This is a genomic window from Streptomyces sp. NPDC096132, assembly GCF_044763345.1.
GTDB lineage: Bacteria > Actinomycetota > Actinomycetes > Streptomycetales > Streptomycetaceae > Streptomyces.
In genome coordinates, this window is sequence record NZ_JBIWGA010000005.1 from 67,780 (window position 1) to 83,811 (window position 16,032).

Here is a 16,032-nt window from a genome sequence, read left to right on the forward strand (position 1 = left end):
AGGTACGGGTGGGGTTGAGGGGGTGTCAGGACCTGAGCCACTCGGCGTTGAGGCTGGTGTAGTAGCCGGAGCCGCCGAGGGTGGTCATCGTGGAGCCCGAGCCCTGCATCCCGTACAGGGCGAGCTTGTCGCCGGCCGCCAGCTTCAGCAGGGCCGTCCCGCCGACGGTGGTCGCGCCGGGGCCCGCGCCGATCTGCCAGGTGGCGCGGGGGACTCCGGTGCCGTTGACGTGGATGCGCGAGCCCCGGGTGCCGGAGGTGGACTCGGTGAACCAGGTGACGGCGCCGGCCACCCGCCACCAGCCGGACCTCGGCACGGTGTAGACGTTGGTCGCCCAGCCGGCCGCGTCGTCGACGTCCGTGACGTTCAGGTTCATTTGCGTCCAGGTGCCGCTGGGCACGGACTGCGCGGTGCTCTGCGAGACGCTGAGCAGGACGGTCGTCCGGCCCTCCGCGTAACTCCAGGCGCTGCCGTTCCAGCGCTGGAGCAGCCCGGCGGCGTCCTCCCGGTACTGGCCCACGTAACTGCCGGTGGCCGGCAGGGGGGAGGAGGGGGCGATCCCGCCGACCGACCTCGGATACGGCACCCAGGCCGAGCCGTCCCAGCGCTGGAGCACCCCCGACTCCTCGCGGTACTGGCCGGCGTAGGCGCCGTTGAAGCCGCCGGCCGGGACGATCCCGCCGAGGGCCACCGTCGGGTAGCGCAGACTGGTGACCGCGGAGTCCCAGGACACACCGCCGGTCCCGGCGGACGTCCCGGCGGGCACCGTGATCAGGTACAGCGGCAGGGCGCTGCCGTCGGGCGTGTTCGGCACCACGGGCGTGGCCGCGGGGGTGCCCTTGACCAGGCGCACCTTGGCCTCGGTCGTGGCGGTGCCGTCGTAGACGCCGTCCTGGACGACGAGTTCGACGAGGTCGATCCGGGCGTACTGGGCGTCGCCGTCGGGGACCGTGAGGGTCTCCGGCTCGGTGATCGCGACGGGGTAGGCGCCCTGGTTGATCCGGCCGCCCTGGACGAAGGCGCGGCCGGTGCCGACGGTGAAGGTCATGCCGCCGGCGCCGCCGGTGAGTGCGAAGCCGCCGGGCACGATGCCGCCCCGGGACTTGAGCGGGATGTTCTCGGCGGCGGACGCGTTGACGGTGAGCAGACCGGACAGCGTGAGGCGGGTGTCCTCGCGGGTCTGACCGGTCTCGGTCAGCCACGCGGGGCGTACGGTCATGTGATCACCACTCCGCTGCTCGCCAGCGCACCGTCATCCGGGCGCCGGTGTCGTTCGTGTCGGGTCGGAAGGCCAGCTGGGCGCGGCCCGGGGCGAAGGCGAACAGTTCCTCGGGGCTGCTGTCGGCGGCCGCGGTGTGCCGGCGGGAGGCGGTGCCGTTGAGGGTGACCGTGCCGGCGGCGGTGTCCACGACCAGCTCGTCACCGGTGGCGAGCCCGATCTCGTAGCGCAGCCGCAGGGACGAGGTCCGGTCGGTGACGGTCGGGTTGGTGCACGGGCCGGTGAAGGTGAGCACCGGGTGGGTGGGCGCGGAGCCGTGGTTGTCGGCGTTGACGTCGCCGGTGGAGGCCGCCTGTCCCCAGTACAGGGGCCAGGTCAGCGGCCAGGTCAGTCCGCTCTCCGGCTGCGGGGCGCCGGTGACCGCGCTCTGCTCGGTGACCGCGTAGCGGCGCGGGTCGGTGGCGTACCACTGCACGGACGCCCTCGACACGCCCTGGGTGGTGTACGTCCGGTCGGCGGCCAGCACCCGCTGGCTGACCCGGGCCCGCACGGCCAGCGTCTCGCCGTGCAGCCGTACCGCCAGCCAGCGCTCCTGGTCGCCGAGGAGCAGGGCCTGGCGCAGGGCGCGGGTCGCGGCCAGCGAGGAGGCGGTGTCGTCCTGCGGCGGTACGGTCCACACCGTGCCGCCGATCTTGCGGGGCCTGGCGTAGCGGGCGCCGGGCCAGGCGCCGTGCGCGGTGGGGTGGTCGGCGTCGGAGGAGTCGTACTCCGGCAGGTCCTCCCAGCCGCTGAGCCCGCCCCGGTCGATCTCGTACGGTGTGCCGGGCCCCATCAGCAGTCCGGCCCACTGCATCTGCCCGTCGCGGGTGATGAGTGAGCCGGGAGCCGTGTCCTCGGTGTAGTCGGTGTATGCGGTTGTCGTGATCTCGGCCATGGTGGGCCGTCACCTCGCTCTCGGTCGCGGGTGTGGGCGGGGGCGGAGGCGGGGGCGGGGGCTCAGGTGCAGGCGTGGGCGTCGGCGAGGAAGAGCAGGTCTTCCGCCGTACCGCGGGCACCCGTGCCCCGGCTCTCGTGGAACTCCTTGACGCGGTACGGCAGCTGAGAGGGCGTCCGGTGCCGCCGGGCGAGCGCCCGCTGCCGGTCCAGGGCGGTCAGCGGCAGCACCCGGCCCGCCCGGCGGGAGGCGCCGGGAACGGCGATGCCGCCCTCGGCGAGCATCGGGATCTTGTCCAGGTGCACGCCGAACTCCTTGCCGAGGATGTTGACGCTGAGGCCGTTGAGCTTGTCGATGACCCAGTTGGCGAAGGCGATCAGCCCCTGGATCGGCCCCTTGACCACACTGGCGAAGGTCTGCGCGCCGGTGGTGACGAACTGCCCCATCGCGTTCAGGGTGCGGGAGGTGGCCTCCTTGATCCGGGTGAACATCCGCGGGATGTCCTTGGTGATCCAGTTCAGCGCGGGCCTGATCGCGTCCTTGAACCCGCGCCAGATCGACGCCACCCTTCCGCTGAGCGCCCGGGTGTCCCCGGTGGTCAGCGCCTTGAGCACGGCGAAGCCGGTGCCGACGAGGGCGCCGATGGCGGTGAGCGCGGTGGTGACGACGGCGAGGTAGCCGGTGACGTACGTGTTCACCGCGCTCGCGATGGCCTTGAGCAGCGGGGTCATGGCGGTCAAGTAGCCCTCGACGTACTTCAGTACGAGGCCGGCGAGCTGTTCCATCAGCCGCTGCCCGGTCTCGGAGTTCAGCGCGAGATCGAGCAGCCAGCCGGCGACCGGGAGGAGGAGGCCGGTGACGAAGCCGATGGGGTTGGCGCGGGTGAGGGCGTTGATGATCAGCATGACGCCGGAGCCGATGGTCATGAGGGTGCCGAAGGTGCCGAGGAGGTCGCCGAAGACGCCGGAGGCCTCGATCAGCGCGCCGACGATCGTGAAGACCCCGCCGAGGGCGGACTTCAGCCTGCCGAGGGCTTTCGTGGAGCCCTTGCCACCGGCGTTCCTGATCCCGGGGGCGGCGGTGGTGGCGGTCCGGCCGGCGGTGGTGACGGAACGGGCGGCGCCGTCGGCACGGGTCTTCAACTGCCGTAGGGCGGTGCCGGACTGGTCGGTGGCGGGACGGATGCCGTCGACGGCGGTGGCGGTCGCCCTGATCCGGTCGGTGAAGGAGCGCACGGCGGTGTGGGTCTGCTCCACCTTGGTCCGGAAGGAACGCAGGACGGGCACGGCCCCTTTGAACGGGTTGCGGAGGGTGACACCGCCCGCGGCGACGGCGGCACTCATCCGCGTGCCTTCGCCAGGAACATCAGCGCGTCGGCGGTGCGCTGCGGGCTGCTGGTCTCGGCCGCGTAGTAGTGCTCGATGTGCAGCGCGCCGCCGCTGCCGGCGGCTCCGGCGTACGCCGAACCCTGCGCCGCCGCCCGGCGCAGCAGCCGGTCGAGCTTGCTGAGCGGCAGGACCGCCTCCGCCTCACCGGCCTCGGCGAGGATCGCCGGGACACCGCCGGAGCGGGGCATGACGACACCACCGGTGGCCAGCATGGGGATCTTCGGCAGGCTGACGCCGAAGGTCTTGCCGCCGACGCCCGGGACCCAGCCCGGGATGGAGACCTTGATGCCGTTGAGGGCGCCGATCGCGCGGTTGATGATGCCGATGACGGCGTTGATGGGGCCCTTCACCGCGCTCTTGATGCCGTCGAACGCTCGGCTCGCGATGCCCTTGAGGCCGCCCCAGATGCTGGACAGCTTGTCCTTCACCGCGCGGAAGGCGTTGGGGATCGCCGACTTGACCCAGTTCACGACCGGGGAGATGACGGCCTTGATGCCCTTCCAGACGCTGGAGACGACGGTCTTGATCGCCTTCAGCGCGGTGCTGATGACCTTCTTCCAGATGTTGACGTAGGTCTTGATGACGGTGGCGATCGCCTTGACGACGGCCGAGACCGCCTTCTTGATGCCGTTCCAGACCGACTTGATCAGCTTCGCCGCGTTCTTCATGATCGGCCCAATGGCCTTCATGACGGTGCTGATCACGGACTTGATGACCTCGAAGGCCGTCTTCAGGACCTTCTGCATCGTCTTGGAGTTGGCCGCCATGTCGACGACCTTCTCGATCAGCGGCTGGAGCAGGCTCATGAGCATGCCGAAGAAGTTGCCCTTCATCGACTTGTTCATCTTGTCCTGGCCCTTGGCCGCCTTGCTCGCCCCCGACTCGTACTTCCCGAGGTTCTTGCCGGCGCTGGAGCCGGTCTTGCCGGTCTTGCCGATGGACTTCTCGGCCTGGTCGGACGCGGTCTTGAGCTCCTTGAGCTCCTTCTCGGAGCCCTGTGCGGCGGTCTTCAGGGCCTTGAGCCTGTCCGCCCCGGTCTGACCGGCACTGCCGATCCCCTTGGCCGCGCTCGCGGCGCCGGACGCCTTCGACTTGAAGTCCTGCAGCGAGCCGGAGGCCTTCTTCAGGGAACTGATGAGAGTCATCGCACACCTCCTTCGAACGGGACGGGGATCACTAGGTACCGAGGGAGCCGGCGGCGCCGCTGAACCCGTTGGACAGGGCCACGAACTTGGCCCGGAGCGTCTCGGCGGTCTCGGCGAGGTTGTGGGCCGCGCTCTGGACCTGACGGAGGTCGTTCACCTTGGGGAGTTTGTTCGCGTCGTAGTGCTCGAGTTTCGTGTTGAGAGCTCCGATGGCCGTGGCCGCGCCGCTGATGGTCTGGCTCGGGTCGGGGGTCAGTTTGGCCTTGAGCTTCTCCACCGCCTTGGCGATCCTGTTGATCTTCCCCGAGGAAGGTGTGTCCCGTATCGCGTCGTTGAATTTGATGATTTCCGGGACGACTTCCTTCAGTGCGTCCCTGAGGCCGTTGAGCGTCGCCGCGGTGACGTTGGTCGGGCTGATGTTGACCGCCGAGAGGGCGTCCGCCTGCTGGCGGCTCAGGGCCCGTGGAAGACCGCTCTCTCCCGTGGCAAGAACACGTCCCTGGGAATTCGTACGGCCCAGCATCCGGCGGGCGATCAGTTTCGTGAGCTTCTCGAATCCGAGGTTGAACAGCTTCCCCAGATCGAGCAGCTTGCCCATGATGACCGCGCCCAGGGCGCCGATGATCAGGGTGGCCTTGGTCCAGAAGTCCTCCTGCTTGAACGCCTCGAAGAAGTCCTTGAGGCCGAGCGACTCGAACAGGGCCTCCCAGATCGTCTTTGTTTCGTCCTTTCCTTTCTTGACCGCCTCCTTGATCTCGTCCTTGGCGGCCGTGAGTTCCTTGTCGGTCACGTTGTTCGCGTCCAGGACATGCGTGTTCAGCGTGGTTTTCACCTTGCTGATCTCGTCCTTGAGCTCGGCGATCCTGTCCAGGACTTGGGAGTCCGAACCGCTGGCCATATTCACCTCTTGATATCGAGGGGTTGCTTCCCGTGGTTACCGAATGGTAATATGTCTGGAATTTTTAACGGGAGTGGGAAGGGTGGGGGTCGTGCCTGATTTCCCGGTGGTCCTGGGTCTTGTTCTCATGATGTTCGGGTGTTTTGCCCTGTTGGCCCAGTCGGGCAATTTCGTGGAATATCGCCTCATGCGGCACCTGAAGCACCATGGCGTCGAAGGGCAGGCCGTCTACAAGTTCTATGAGTACGTGACCGGATCGCATCGGGCCTTCTTCGACGTCCGCCTCCCGGAGGGGCAGCCGCAGGCCCGGTTCCACGAGTACATGCAGGCGTTGCCCGGCCCCGAGGGCACGGTCGTGCCGGTCGTGTACGACAGCAGAAAGCCGCAGCGCGCGAAGACGGGGAAACGCGAGGATCTCGACTTCGACAAGGAGCGGCCTGTCGTGCTCCTCATGGGTGGCGCCGGGCTCGTGATGCTGGGCGCCGGGGCGCTGCTGTGCCTCATCGGCGTGTTGGTGTGACGTAACGGCGCCGCGAGTCAACGGGCTGGGATGCCTCGACTCGCGCGGCGCGACGGCGTCGGGGCCCGCTGTGCGCGGCACCCGACGGCTCGGGGTGTGGGGGACCTGGGTGGGACCGGCCGTCAGGGCCGGCGCCCCCGCTGTGCCCGGCGGGCCTCCGTCAGGGCGTCCGTCCAGCCGGCCGCGTAGGCGCGGGACTCCCGGGCGAGCAGTTCTTCGTACACCCGGTCGAGCAGGGCCTCGTGGTCGTGCGTGGGGCTGTGCAGGAGGTGCGCGAGGCGGGTGTAGGTGTCGATCGGCTGCTTCGGGGAGTTGCTGGTGCCAGTCGCCATGTCGGGCCTGCTTTCCGGTCTGTCCGCTGGGCTGTGGTGCAGATGACGCTCCTGGGGTGTTCGAAGCGTCTTTTCGAACTAGTGTACGAGTAATCTCATGGTGTCGTTCCGTGTTTGGTCAGAACTCTCCGTGTTTCAACGGTCCGGACCTGCGGCGATGCCGGGGGTGCGCTGAATGCCGCGTCGGGAACCTGGAGTAGGATCCGGCCGTTCTTCCGTCGGTGGACAACGGTGAACTGCGGTGCCCCGCAAGTGAACTGAGGGCACGACAGACGACGGCGGACGGCGAAGGGGAGCCGTCCTCGCGCGGGGGCGCGAAGGGGCAGGAGACGAGAGCAAGGCCAAACGGGGTGGACAGTGACGCGAGCAACGCGCGAAATGATCAAGCGATGGACTGGCTCGAACAGTCCCCTGATCTGCCCCACCTCATAGCCCGTCTCTCCGAGTTCGTCCTGCGCCTCGGCATCGCCCCGGAAGACCTGGTGATCCTTCCGCGCGGCGAACTCGACCGCCGCGAACTGGCCGCCTACAGCGCCGGCTGGGCCGACGTCGTCGCCGAACAGGTTCCGGCGATCCGCCGCGCCTACGAGGAGCGGATCACCGCCGCCTACCTCCAGGGCCAGGAGGACGCCCGCACCGGCCACCGCCCGCACCGCGCCCGACGCGCGGAGGGAGAGCCCGGCGGCGAGGTCATCCCACTGCCGTACGTCCAGCTGCTGCGACCGCCTTCCGCGGTGACGCGCGTCGAACAGCGGGGGGAACGGGAACGCTCGGTGGCGGACGGCGGCCCGGGACGTGTGCCCGCGCCGGCGCCGACTCCTGCCCCCGCCTCCGCCTCCGCTCCCGCGCCGGGCGACTCCGCGGGCGACATCCTGCTCTCCGCCCGTGAGGTCCGCGAGAAGCGCACGGCCCGCTCGGCCCGCAGAGCGGTGGTCCGCCGCAACGGCCGCCCCAGCGTGCCCCCGCTGAACACAGAGGGCACGGGGGGAACGAGCCGGGAGAGGAGCCGCCGTGCGGACCCGCAGGACCGCTCACCCGAGGACCTCACCGAGCCACGCCCCCGCTTGTCGGACAAGGCGCGGGCCCTGGCAGAGGAACTGGAGGGAAGAGCGGGCAGTCGTCGCAGGGAGGACTGATCGATCGACGGGACCGGACGTACCCGCTCACCCGAAGAACCGAGCCAACTGAACCGCGGACGGAGCCGCACCCTCACTCGGCTCCTTGGGCGGAGGCGAGTCCTCCTCTTCCTCCCCCGCGTCCCCGGGACGCGGCACCGGCGCCGGCGGCTCCGGCTGATCGCCCTCGTCGGAGTTGACGCAGGCGAACATCCAGTTGGCAGCCGCCAGATGGTCCACGGCGGCGGCCAGCAGATGGTCGGTCACCGACCAGTCCGCGGCCTCGCCGTGCAGATCCCGGTTGAGCGCGCTGTCCCGCGGCAGATGCTTGATGAGCACCGAGAGCCGTCGGGCGGAGAGCCGCTCCCGGTGCCAGTCGAGCAGGTCGATGCCGTAGTAGCGGAGCAGATCCGCTTCGAGGGCCTCGGCGTGTTCGTCGACGAACCCGACGAGGCTCAGCCTTCCCCCAGGCCGAGCCCGGTCTCCTTGCCGTAGGCCTCCAGGATGGCGGCGATGTCCTGCATGGTCACGTCGTGCCGCTCGAAGCGGGCGAACTGCTGCTCGCCCATGAGCAGCCCGAGCAGCCCGTCCACGTCGTTGTCGTCGAGCCCCCGCAGCGCCTTCGCGGTGGCGCGGGTCAGCTCCGTGGGCAGGGTGAAGCTCTCGCCGTCGAGCTCGAACGACCAGGTACGGCCGAGGGCTTCGAGGCGCTGGGCGCGGGCGGCGTTGACGTCGAAACGGGCCATGGTGATGGGTGCTCCTTGGGTCATGAGGCCTGATGGGGAAGGAGAAGGGGTCCGGGGTGGGGTGGGCAGGGGTGCCCGCTCACCCCACCCCGGAGGGTCAGGACGCGGCGTACGCGGCGTCCTTCATCACGAAGCTGGCCAGCGCCGAACCGTCGGTCGCGGCCATCGCCGTGAAGGTGATGCCGAGCTGGGCCGGCGACTTGCGGGCCAGCTTGATGTCGTCCGCCGCCGTGACCTGGCCGCGCGGGATGCCGAAGCGGTAGGTCACGGCCGCCCCGTCACCGGCGCGGACGTCGGTGAACTCCAGGCCGAGGGCGCGCACATCGGCGTACGGGCGGTCGGCGATGTCGTACTTGTAGACGCCCGTCGAGCCGGTCACGGCGTCGACCTGGCCGCCGCCCATGAAGAACGGCAGCGTGTCCTCGTTGAACTGCAGCAGCGAGAACTTCAGGGTCAGGTCGCGGTCCGAGTACACGAAGTGCACCGGGCTGACGGCCTGCCACACGTCGACCGGCTCCAGCTTGTCCTTCTTGCTGAAGGTGACGCCCTCGCCGTTGGTGAAGCCGAGGTTCTTCCAGCCGGTGGCCCAGTCGGTGGACGGGTCGGTGGAGAAGGTCGTCGGAACCTTGGTGTCGGCGGCGGCGACGTAGAGCCGGCCGACTCCGGCGATGCGGATCTCGGAGGAGTTGGTGCCTGCCATGGGTGGGTCTCCTTATATAGGGGTGCGGTGTGGTGGTGCGGGGTGCCGTCCCGGCGGTTTCCGGGTACGGCGAAGGCCCCGCCGGCTCGGGGAGGCGAGGGGCGGGGCCTTCGGTCTGTGGGGTGGAGCGTCCGTCAGTAGATGTCCACGTACACCTTCATCACGGTCACGTAGCGGTTGGCCGCCGAGTAGAGGTAGTCGGGCAGCCAGCGCGGGCCGTCCTGTTCCTCGACCTCCGTGACGAGGTTGGTGCCGTACCGGTTGTTGGCCATGGCCAGCACGGCCTGACGGGCGTCGTTGGCCAGGACGTGCGCGGCCTGTTTGGTCGGGCCGTACACCTCCAGCTCGATCAGCGGCTGGTCGACGTGGAGTTCGCCGACCCAGGCGCCGCCGCGCCGGTTGACGAAGACGGCGGCGGCCGTGCCGTCGAAACCGGTGGGGGCTTGTACGTCGACGATCGCGCCGGAGAGCCTGGAGTCGTCCTGCAGAACGTCGACGATCATGGCTTCGACGTCGGGGAACGAACTCGGTGGAGTGGGTGTGGTCATGCCGGTCACCTCGCCGGAAGCGGGAAGAAGGGGAAGGCAGCCGGGCGGGCGCCGCGCGGGGGCGGGGCGGGGGAGGCGGCACGGCGCCTCGGCCCGGCGTACGGCGAGAGGTACGACCCCGTCCTGCGGGGTGCGGGCACAGCTCCGCCGCTGCACCAACTGTGACAGATGAGCGTGCGCGCACGCAACTAAATCTGCGAGAGAGGTGCGCCGGGAGGCGCGGGAGGGGGGAAAGCGCGAGGCGGGGGCGGTGAGGCTGGGGGGAGTGGTGATGTGGGGGGAAGCGCGGTGGGGAGTGGGGGAGGCGTACGTGGTGGGGCTGGTGGGGCTGGTGGGGCTGGTGGGGCGTACGAGGGTGAAGCGACCGTGTCACGAGGTGCACCCGTCGGCCCACGGGTGCCCGCAGTCGGTCGGCCGGGGTTTAGTCGGCGCCGGTGGACGCGGCCGTCGCCGACTCCACCAGCACCCGTCCGTCGCCGCCCTCGCCCTTGTGGCCGACGGCCTCCGCCTCGTTCGGCAGGAACTGCTCCACCACCCGCACGAACATCTCCCGCCGGTCGGCGGGCACGCCGAGCAGGTCGGCGACCTCCTCGAGCGTGGGGCGGCGGCCGGACTCCGCGCTGGGCGCGGGCGCGGCCAGGTAGTCGTGCGGATCGGCCAGTTCCTCGGCGGTCAGCCGGCCGGAACGGATGAGCATGTCGCGGACCGGAACGCCGAGCACCCGCGCGAGGCGGCGCGTGGTCTCGAGGTCCGGCATGCTCTGGCGCTGCAGCAGGCGGGTGACGGCCGCGCGGTGCACGCCCGCCTCGTCCGCGATCCGTGACTTTCCGCCGCCGCGTGGACTGTCGATGTCGTAGCCGCGGTCGCGCATGAGGTCTTCGACCCACGCGGCGAACGCGTCCAGATCCTGGCTGGTCATGTCAGCTCGCTTCCTTCGGGGGTGGCAAGAGTTTAGCTTGCTTGCGCGCGCGGAATTACGTGCTCTCGTGCAAGCAATGAGGAAAATCCGTGCGGTTCATGGAGGTTCGGGGGGGAATGGCGGACGGACGGGGTCCGGAAGTTCGTTGCGAGCGCGCGCGCAATCTGTACTCTTGGGGCGTTCACTTCGTACGGCTCGTTCACGAACCGACAGGGGGGTCCCATGTCCGTGCCCGCAACCAGTTCCTGCCCACCACCTGATCGCTGGCAGTCTGCGGCCGCCTGCGCCGGGCTCCCGGCCCATGTCGTCTTCTCCAAGAAGCCCAAGCAGGCCGCCCCGGCGCTGCGGGCGTGCGGGGTCTGCCGGGTCCGGCGCGCCTGCGAGGAGACGGTGGCGCCGGCGGAGAGCTGGTTCGACGGCGTCTGCGGCGGCCGGCTGTGGCGCTCCGGCCGGCCGGTCTCCGTACCGTCCCAGTTCCTGCCGCCCGCCCTGGCCGCCGTGGCCGCCCACCTCCCGAACCCGGGAGGCGCCCGTGGTTGAGGACCGCCCCACCACCCACGCCGCCCTCTGGATCGCCACCCTGCTCCAGCAGTTCCCGGAGCTGTCCGCGGAACTCGTGCCGGGCCGCGGCACCCCCGCTCCCCGTCCCTCCGCTCCGCCGCCCGCCGAACTCGCCGCGCGGTCGCGCGAGGAGCGGGAGGAGGCGTTGCTGCTCCAGCAGCGGCACGGACTCGTCGCACCCGGCCACAGCGCCGCCCCGTTGCGCCTGCACGTCTCCGACACCATCCGGGACATCACGGACGGCGTGGTCGAGCTGGAGGAGGCCGTCCGCGACCGGCTCGGACTGCCCCGGGCGCGCCGCGCACCCGTGCCCGAGCGGCTGCGCCGGATCGCCGGCCTCCTCGACGGCATCGCCGCCGACCCGGTGCTGTCCGCGCACGTACGGGACGAGACCCGGCGGATGGCCCGGCGCTGCGCCCGGGCGCTGGGCGACACCGAGACCGTCGTACGGATCTCCGGCCGCTGCCCCTGGTGCGACTCGGTCTCCCTGCGGGCCTTTCCCGACCGTCACGCGGTCCTGTGCGTCAACCCGGCCTGCCGCTGCGCCGACCCCGACTGCGGCTGCCACGACGACCCCGCCTACCGGCACACCTGGGACCAGGGGGAGTGGGAGCGGGCATGAGCGACGGGAGCAACGGCGCCACCGCGAACGGCCCTGACCGGCCCACCCTGATTCCCGCGCCGCTCGCCGCCCAGGAGGTCGGCGTCGCCCCCGCGACCATCCGCAAGTGGGTCCAGCTCGGCCGGCTGAAACCGGCCGGCAAGGCGGGCCGGGCCCAGCTCTTCCGGCTGGAGGACGTCTTCGCGGCCGAACGCGCGGCGCGCGGACCGAACCGTAACCTGCGCTGACCGGGGGAACCGTGGGCACTCGGAGCGCGTTGAGAGATGATGGAGGCATTCAGCCGTCCGGGGGGAGGTGCCCGTGTCCTATCCGTCACCATGGCAGCCGCAGGGGCCGGTGCCGAACGGTGCCTCGATGCTCGCCTCGCACGCCGACCGCGAGCGCGCCGTGGACGTGCTCAGGGCCGGCTTCAGCGAAGGACGCCTGCAGCAGGACGAGTTCAACAAGCGCGTGGAGCGTGCCTACCAGGCCCGTACCGTCGGCGAACTGCAACTCGTCATCTCCGACCTTCCGCAGGGCCCCATGGCGGTCCAGCCCACGCTCGCCGCGCCCCCCGCGTTCGGCCCGCCCGTCCCGCGTACGTTCCTGCCCGCCCCGCCGCCGCCCACGAACGGCAAGGCGGTGGGCTCCATGGTCTGCGGTGTGCTCACCACCATGACCGCGGGGCTCACCGGCCTCCCCGCGGTGATCCTCGGCCACAAGGCCCGCGCCGAGATCCGCCGCACCGGCGAGGGCGGTGACGGGTTCGCCATGGCGGGCCTCATCCTGGGCTGGCTCTCCGTGGCGGGCTGGGCGTTCTTCGTGATGATCATGGTCCTGGCGGCGGTCTCCTCCACCTGACCGCCGCCGGGGGCCCCCTCGGCTACGGAATCCCCAGCTCGAAGATCACATAGTGCGCGTACCAGCCCGACGCGATCGACGCCGTCGTGAAGAACACCGCCAGGCTCGGCCACTTCAGCCGGCTCATCGCCGCCGCCGGGGCCAGCAGCAGCGGGAACACCGGGAGCAGATACCTCCCCGTGTTGGCGAACATCTGCTGCGTCCCCAGCACCGTCACGATCGACGCCAGCGCGTACGCGACCAGCACCAGCGGCGGCTTCCTGCGCAGCATCAGCGCCACCAGGAAGGGCAGCGCCAGCACGATCTGGACGCCGAACAGATCGGGCACGGAGAAGGCGAACAGATACTGGTTGTGGCCGACCGCCGTGTTGCCGAGCACGTCCAGCGTGTACTTGCCGAAGTCGAAGTAGTGCGCCCACCCCTCACGCTGGAGCGTGAAGTAGGCGGTGAGATCGCCCATGCTCAGCCCCACCCAGGCGATGTAGGTGAGCAGCCCGAGCGGCGCGGCGAGCATCGCGTACACCGGACCGGCGACGCCGTGCTCGCGCCTGCTCTCCCGCCGCGCCAGCGTCACGATCGCGGCGAGCCCCACCGCCCCGATGAGCGCGGCGGACGTCGGCCGGTTCAGTCCGGCCAGGAAGGCGAGCAGCCCGGCCGCCACCCACCGGCGCTTCATCACGCAGTAGCAGCACCAGGACGCGATCGCGACGAACAGCGACTCCGAGTAGACCGCCCACTCCACACCCGCGCCCGGCACCACGGCCCACAGCCCGGCCGCGATCGTGCCCGCCCGCACGCCCGCGAGCGCCGCGACCACGGCGTAGATCCCGGCCGCGGCCACGAAGGACGCCAGCACGGACACCAGGATCGCCGAGCCGTACAGGCCGAGGCCGGTGCTCTCCGAGACGCCCCGGATCAGCCCGGGGAAGAGCGGGAAGAACGCGACCGAGTTCTGCTGGACCGTGAACAGCCCACCGGGCGGAAGCGGCTCCAGCGGCCGGGGGTCGTACCCCTTCTCCGCGACCTGGAGGTACCACCAGCCGTCCCAGGTGGCCAGGACGTCCCACCAGTGGGCGCCGCCGCCGAAGCGCGGGTTCTTCTTGTGGTAGTCGTCGGCCCACTCCAGCAGCCAGGCGAAGACGGTCAGACCGACCAGCTTCGTCACGCCGTACAGGAGCAGCGGCAGGAGGTACGGTCGGAGACCGTCCGGAAGCGCGAGCCGGCGGCCGCGCGGGGGCCGCTCCTGCCCCTGTTCGGGTATGGCCGAGTCCGTCGCCGCGTCGCTGCGGGCCGTGCTCATGACTGGGGTCCCCCCTAGGGCGATCAACGGACGGGCCGGGTCGGAGCCGCCGTCCGGGCGATCGTGAAGCGTGGTCATAAGATCGCACCAGAGTCGCACATGTGGGCCACAGGTGAGGGGAGGGCGCGTGGCGGAGACGTCGGACACCGTGGCCGGGGCGACCGTCCTGTCGGTCGTCATTCCCATGTTCAACGAGGAAGAGGTCCTTCCGGCGCTGGTCAGCAGGCTGCGCCCGGTGCTCGCCGGTCTCGGCACGGCGTACGAGGTCGTCGCCGTCGACGACGGCTCCACCGACCGCACCGCCGAACTCCTCGCCGCCTTCCGGCTGGGCTGGCCCGAACTGCGGATCATCGGGCTGCGCCGCAACTCCGGCCACCAGGCCGCCCTCACCGCCGGCCTGGACCGCGCCCTCGGCGCCTACGTCGTCAGCATCGACGCCGATCTCCAGGACCCGCCCGAGAAGATCCCCGAGATGCTGGAACTGGCCCGCGCCGAGAAGCTCGACATCGTCTACGGCATCCGCGCCGACCGCGCCAGCGACACCGGGTTCAAGCGGTGGACGGCCGGTCTGTACTACCGGCTCGTGCGGCGGCTGGCCGGGCCGTCCGTTCCCGCCCAGGCCGGCGACTTCCGGCTGCTCAGCCGGGCCGCCGTGGACGCGCTCAAGGAACTGCCCGACCAGCAGCGCGTCTACCGGCTGCTGGTGCCCTGGCTCGGCTTCCCCAGCGGACGGGTGACGTACGAGCGCGCCCCGCGCCCGGCCGGGCAGAGCAAGTACCCGCTGGGCCGGATGATCCGGCTGGCCGTCGACAGTGTGACCGGATTCTCCGCCGCCCCACTGCGGATCGCCACCTGGCTCGGCGGTTTCGCCTTCCTGGTCTGTCTGGGGCTGATGGGGTACACCCTGAGCGCCCACTTCCTCGACCACACGGTCCCCGGCTGGACCTCCCTGTTCACCGGCGTGCTGTTCATCGGCGCGGTCCAGCTGATCTGCGTGGGGCTGCTCGGCGAATACGTCGGCCGTATCTACACGGCCGTGCAGAACCGGCCGACGTATTTCGTCGGCCACGACACCGCGGCTCAGCAGCCGAAGGGCGGGGAAACGCCCGTACCACAGCAGCGATCGGGTTCGCGAACGTAACCGCGGTGTGTCGGGCGTACTGCTTCTGTTTTGACCGGAGTGATTGCGCTGGGTACGCTCAGACCTTGTGCCTGGGGTGTGCCCTGGCCCTCGTGCGTGCCATCACACCGCATCGGGGCCGAGACCGGCCACCGTAATCCGAGCTTTCCGCTGCCTCGCGGCGGAAGTCCGCGGGATTCGACACACCCGACCGCGTGGGTCGGCGAAGTTCCAGGTTAGCTGTACCCATCGGCACACAGAAACCGGAGAAGTAGTGCCTACGATCCAGCAGCTGGTCCGCAAGGGCCGGCAGGACAAGGTCGAGAAGAACAAGACGCCCGCACTCGAGGGTTCCCCTCAGCGTCGCGGCGTCTGCACGCGTGTGTTCACGACCACCCCGAAGAAGCCGAACTCGGCCCTGCGTAAGGTCGCGCGTGTGCGTCTGACCAGCGGGATCGAGGTCACCGCTTACATTCCGGGTGAGGGACACAACCTGCAGGAGCACTCCATCGTGCTCGTGCGCGGCGGCCGTGTGAAGGACCTGCCGGGTGTTCGCTACAAGATCATCCGCGGTTCGCTCGACACCCAGGGTGTCAAGAACCGCAAGCAGGCCCGCAGCCGCTACGGCGCCAAGAAGGAGAAGTAAGAATGCCTCGTAAGGGCCCCGCCCCGAAGCGCCCGGTCATCATCGACCCGGTCTACGGTTCTCCTCTGGTGACCTCCCTGATCAACAAGGTGCTGCTGAACGGCAAGCGCTCGACTGCCGAGCGGATCGTTTACGGCGCCATGGAGGGCCTGCGCGACAAGACCGGCAACGACCCGGTCATCACGCTCAAGCGCGCTCTCGAGAACATCAAGCCGACCATCGAGGTCAAGTCCCGCCGTGTCGGTGGCGCCACCTACCAGGTCCCGGTCGAGGTCAAGCCCGGCCGTGCCAACACCCTGGCGCTGCGCTGGCTCGTCGGTTACTCCCGCGCCCGTCGCGAGAAGACCATGACCGAGCGTCTGCTGAACGAGCTCCTCGACGCGTCCAACGGCCTCGGCGCCGCTGTGAAGAAGCGCGAGGACACGCACAAGATGGCCGAGTCCAACAAGGCCTTCGCGCACTACCGCTGGTAGTCGCAG

Annotated in this window: 21 protein-coding genes; 9 read left to right on the forward strand and 12 right to left on the reverse strand. The window is 70.2% G+C overall.

From position 1 onward, the window contains the following. Positions 1-25: 25 nt before the first annotated feature. The 5 genes from ACIRF9_RS13445 to ACIRF9_RS13465 all read right to left on the reverse strand — a co-directional run bounded on the left by ACIRF9_RS13445 (position 26) and on the right by ACIRF9_RS13465 (position 5,584). Positions 26-1,219, reverse strand: a complete 1,194-nt coding sequence (locus tag ACIRF9_RS13445) for a hypothetical protein (RefSeq protein WP_403820117.1) — start codon at positions 1,217-1,219, stop codon at positions 26-28. Between the two features lie 4 nt (positions 1,220-1,223). After that, on the reverse strand, positions 1,224-2,153 hold the full coding sequence (locus tag ACIRF9_RS13450) for a phage distal tail protein (RefSeq protein ID WP_403820120.1): 930 nt from the start codon (positions 2,151-2,153) through the stop codon (positions 1,224-1,226). A 62-nt stretch (positions 2,154-2,215) separates the two neighbouring features. After that, positions 2,216-3,496 carry a tape-measure protein gene (locus ACIRF9_RS13455; protein WP_403820123.1) on the reverse strand — a complete coding sequence of 427 codons (1,281 nt, stop codon included), beginning with the start codon at positions 3,494-3,496 and terminating at the stop codon, positions 2,216-2,218. Further along, a complete protein-coding gene (locus tag ACIRF9_RS13460; RefSeq protein WP_403820126.1) occupies positions 3,493-4,686 on the reverse strand; it encodes a phage tail protein in 1,194 nt (397 codons plus the stop codon). Before ACIRF9_RS13460 ends, ACIRF9_RS13455 begins: the two co-directional genes overlap by 4 nt. A gap of 31 nt (positions 4,687-4,717) precedes the next feature. Next, complete coding sequence (locus ACIRF9_RS13465) at positions 4,718-5,584, reverse strand: hypothetical protein (protein ID WP_403820129.1); 867 nt, start codon at positions 5,582-5,584, stop codon at positions 4,718-4,720. A 91-nt stretch (positions 5,585-5,675) separates the two neighbouring features. On the opposite strand from ACIRF9_RS13465, the gene ACIRF9_RS13470 reads away from it, so the two are divergent. After that, the gene (locus tag ACIRF9_RS13470; protein ID WP_403820130.1) at positions 5,676-6,104 is read left to right on the forward strand and encodes a DUF3592 domain-containing protein; all 429 of its coding nucleotides are present in this window, start codon (positions 5,676-5,678) and stop codon (positions 6,102-6,104) included. A gap of 122 nt (positions 6,105-6,226) precedes the next feature. Here the strand turns inward: ACIRF9_RS13470 and ACIRF9_RS13475 are convergent, their stop codons facing one another. Beyond that, positions 6,227-6,436, reverse strand: coding sequence for a hypothetical protein (locus tag ACIRF9_RS13475; RefSeq protein ID WP_403820133.1), 210 nt, complete (start codon positions 6,434-6,436; stop codon positions 6,227-6,229). Positions 6,437-6,825: 389 nt separating this feature from the next. On the opposite strand from ACIRF9_RS13475, the gene ACIRF9_RS13480 reads away from it, so the two are divergent. After that, the gene (locus ACIRF9_RS13480) at positions 6,826-7,572 is read left to right on the forward strand and encodes a hypothetical protein (protein WP_403820136.1); all 747 of its coding nucleotides are present in this window, start codon (positions 6,826-6,828) and stop codon (positions 7,570-7,572) included. A gap of 27 nt (positions 7,573-7,599) precedes the next feature. On the opposite strand, the gene ACIRF9_RS13485 is transcribed toward ACIRF9_RS13480, so the two are convergent. From ACIRF9_RS13485 to ACIRF9_RS13505, 5 genes are all read right to left on the reverse strand, one after another. After that, positions 7,600-7,941, reverse strand: coding sequence for a hypothetical protein (locus tag ACIRF9_RS13485; protein ID WP_403821189.1), 342 nt, complete (start codon positions 7,939-7,941; stop codon positions 7,600-7,602). Between the two features lie 65 nt (positions 7,942-8,006). Further along, positions 8,007-8,297 (reverse strand): hypothetical protein, encoded by a 291-nt coding sequence (locus ACIRF9_RS13490; protein ID WP_403820138.1) that lies wholly within the window; start codon positions 8,295-8,297, stop codon positions 8,007-8,009. Between the two features lie 97 nt (positions 8,298-8,394). Next, positions 8,395-8,997 (reverse strand): phage tail protein, encoded by a 603-nt coding sequence (locus ACIRF9_RS13495; RefSeq protein WP_403820141.1) that lies wholly within the window; start codon positions 8,995-8,997, stop codon positions 8,395-8,397. 134 nt (positions 8,998-9,131) lie between these two features. Further along, positions 9,132-9,545, reverse strand: coding sequence for a hypothetical protein (locus tag ACIRF9_RS13500; RefSeq protein WP_403820144.1), 414 nt, complete (start codon positions 9,543-9,545; stop codon positions 9,132-9,134). Between the two features lie 421 nt (positions 9,546-9,966). Beyond that, positions 9,967-10,464 carry a helix-turn-helix domain-containing protein gene (locus tag ACIRF9_RS13505; RefSeq protein WP_403820147.1) on the reverse strand — a complete coding sequence of 166 codons (498 nt, stop codon included), beginning with the start codon at positions 10,462-10,464 and terminating at the stop codon, positions 9,967-9,969. A gap of 222 nt (positions 10,465-10,686) precedes the next feature. Between ACIRF9_RS13505 and ACIRF9_RS13510 the strand changes: the two genes are divergently transcribed. The 4 genes from ACIRF9_RS13510 to ACIRF9_RS13525 all read left to right on the forward strand — a co-directional run bounded on the left by ACIRF9_RS13510 (position 10,687) and on the right by ACIRF9_RS13525 (position 12,487). Continuing rightward, a complete protein-coding gene (locus ACIRF9_RS13510) occupies positions 10,687-11,004 on the forward strand; it encodes a hypothetical protein (protein ID WP_403820150.1) in 318 nt (105 codons plus the stop codon). Next, positions 10,997-11,647 (forward strand): hypothetical protein, encoded by a 651-nt coding sequence (locus ACIRF9_RS13515; protein WP_403820153.1) that lies wholly within the window; start codon positions 10,997-10,999, stop codon positions 11,645-11,647. Before ACIRF9_RS13510 ends, ACIRF9_RS13515 begins: the two co-directional genes overlap by 8 nt. After that, complete coding sequence (locus ACIRF9_RS13520; RefSeq protein ID WP_403820156.1) at positions 11,644-11,874, forward strand: hypothetical protein; 231 nt, start codon at positions 11,644-11,646, stop codon at positions 11,872-11,874. Before ACIRF9_RS13515 ends, ACIRF9_RS13520 begins: the two co-directional genes overlap by 4 nt. Before the next feature lie 127 nt (positions 11,875-12,001). Beyond that, the gene (locus tag ACIRF9_RS13525) at positions 12,002-12,487 is read left to right on the forward strand and encodes a DUF1707 and DUF4190 domain-containing protein (RefSeq protein ID WP_403821193.1); all 486 of its coding nucleotides are present in this window, start codon (positions 12,002-12,004) and stop codon (positions 12,485-12,487) included. 22 nt (positions 12,488-12,509) lie between these two features. Here ACIRF9_RS13525 and ACIRF9_RS13530 read toward each other — a convergent pair whose 3' ends face one another. Further along, positions 12,510-13,787, reverse strand: coding sequence for a hypothetical protein (locus ACIRF9_RS13530; protein WP_403820159.1), 1,278 nt, complete (start codon positions 13,785-13,787; stop codon positions 12,510-12,512). A gap of 112 nt (positions 13,788-13,899) precedes the next feature. Here ACIRF9_RS13530 and ACIRF9_RS13535 point away from each other — a divergent pair, with 112 nt between their 5' ends. The 3 genes from ACIRF9_RS13535 to rpsG all read left to right on the forward strand — a co-directional run bounded on the left by ACIRF9_RS13535 (position 13,900) and on the right by rpsG (position 16,026). Continuing rightward, on the forward strand, positions 13,900-14,928 hold the full coding sequence (locus tag ACIRF9_RS13535) for a glycosyltransferase family 2 protein (protein WP_403820162.1): 1,029 nt from the start codon (positions 13,900-13,902) through the stop codon (positions 14,926-14,928). A 253-nt stretch (positions 14,929-15,181) separates the two neighbouring features. Continuing rightward, on the forward strand, positions 15,182-15,553 hold the full coding sequence (gene rpsL / locus ACIRF9_RS13540; RefSeq protein ID WP_003948652.1) for a 30S ribosomal protein S12: 372 nt from the start codon (positions 15,182-15,184) through the stop codon (positions 15,551-15,553). A 2-nt stretch (positions 15,554-15,555) separates the two neighbouring features. Beyond that, positions 15,556-16,026, forward strand: coding sequence for a 30S ribosomal protein S7 (rpsG, locus tag ACIRF9_RS13545; RefSeq protein WP_168371942.1), 471 nt, complete (start codon positions 15,556-15,558; stop codon positions 16,024-16,026). Positions 16,027-16,032 lie beyond the last annotated feature (6 nt).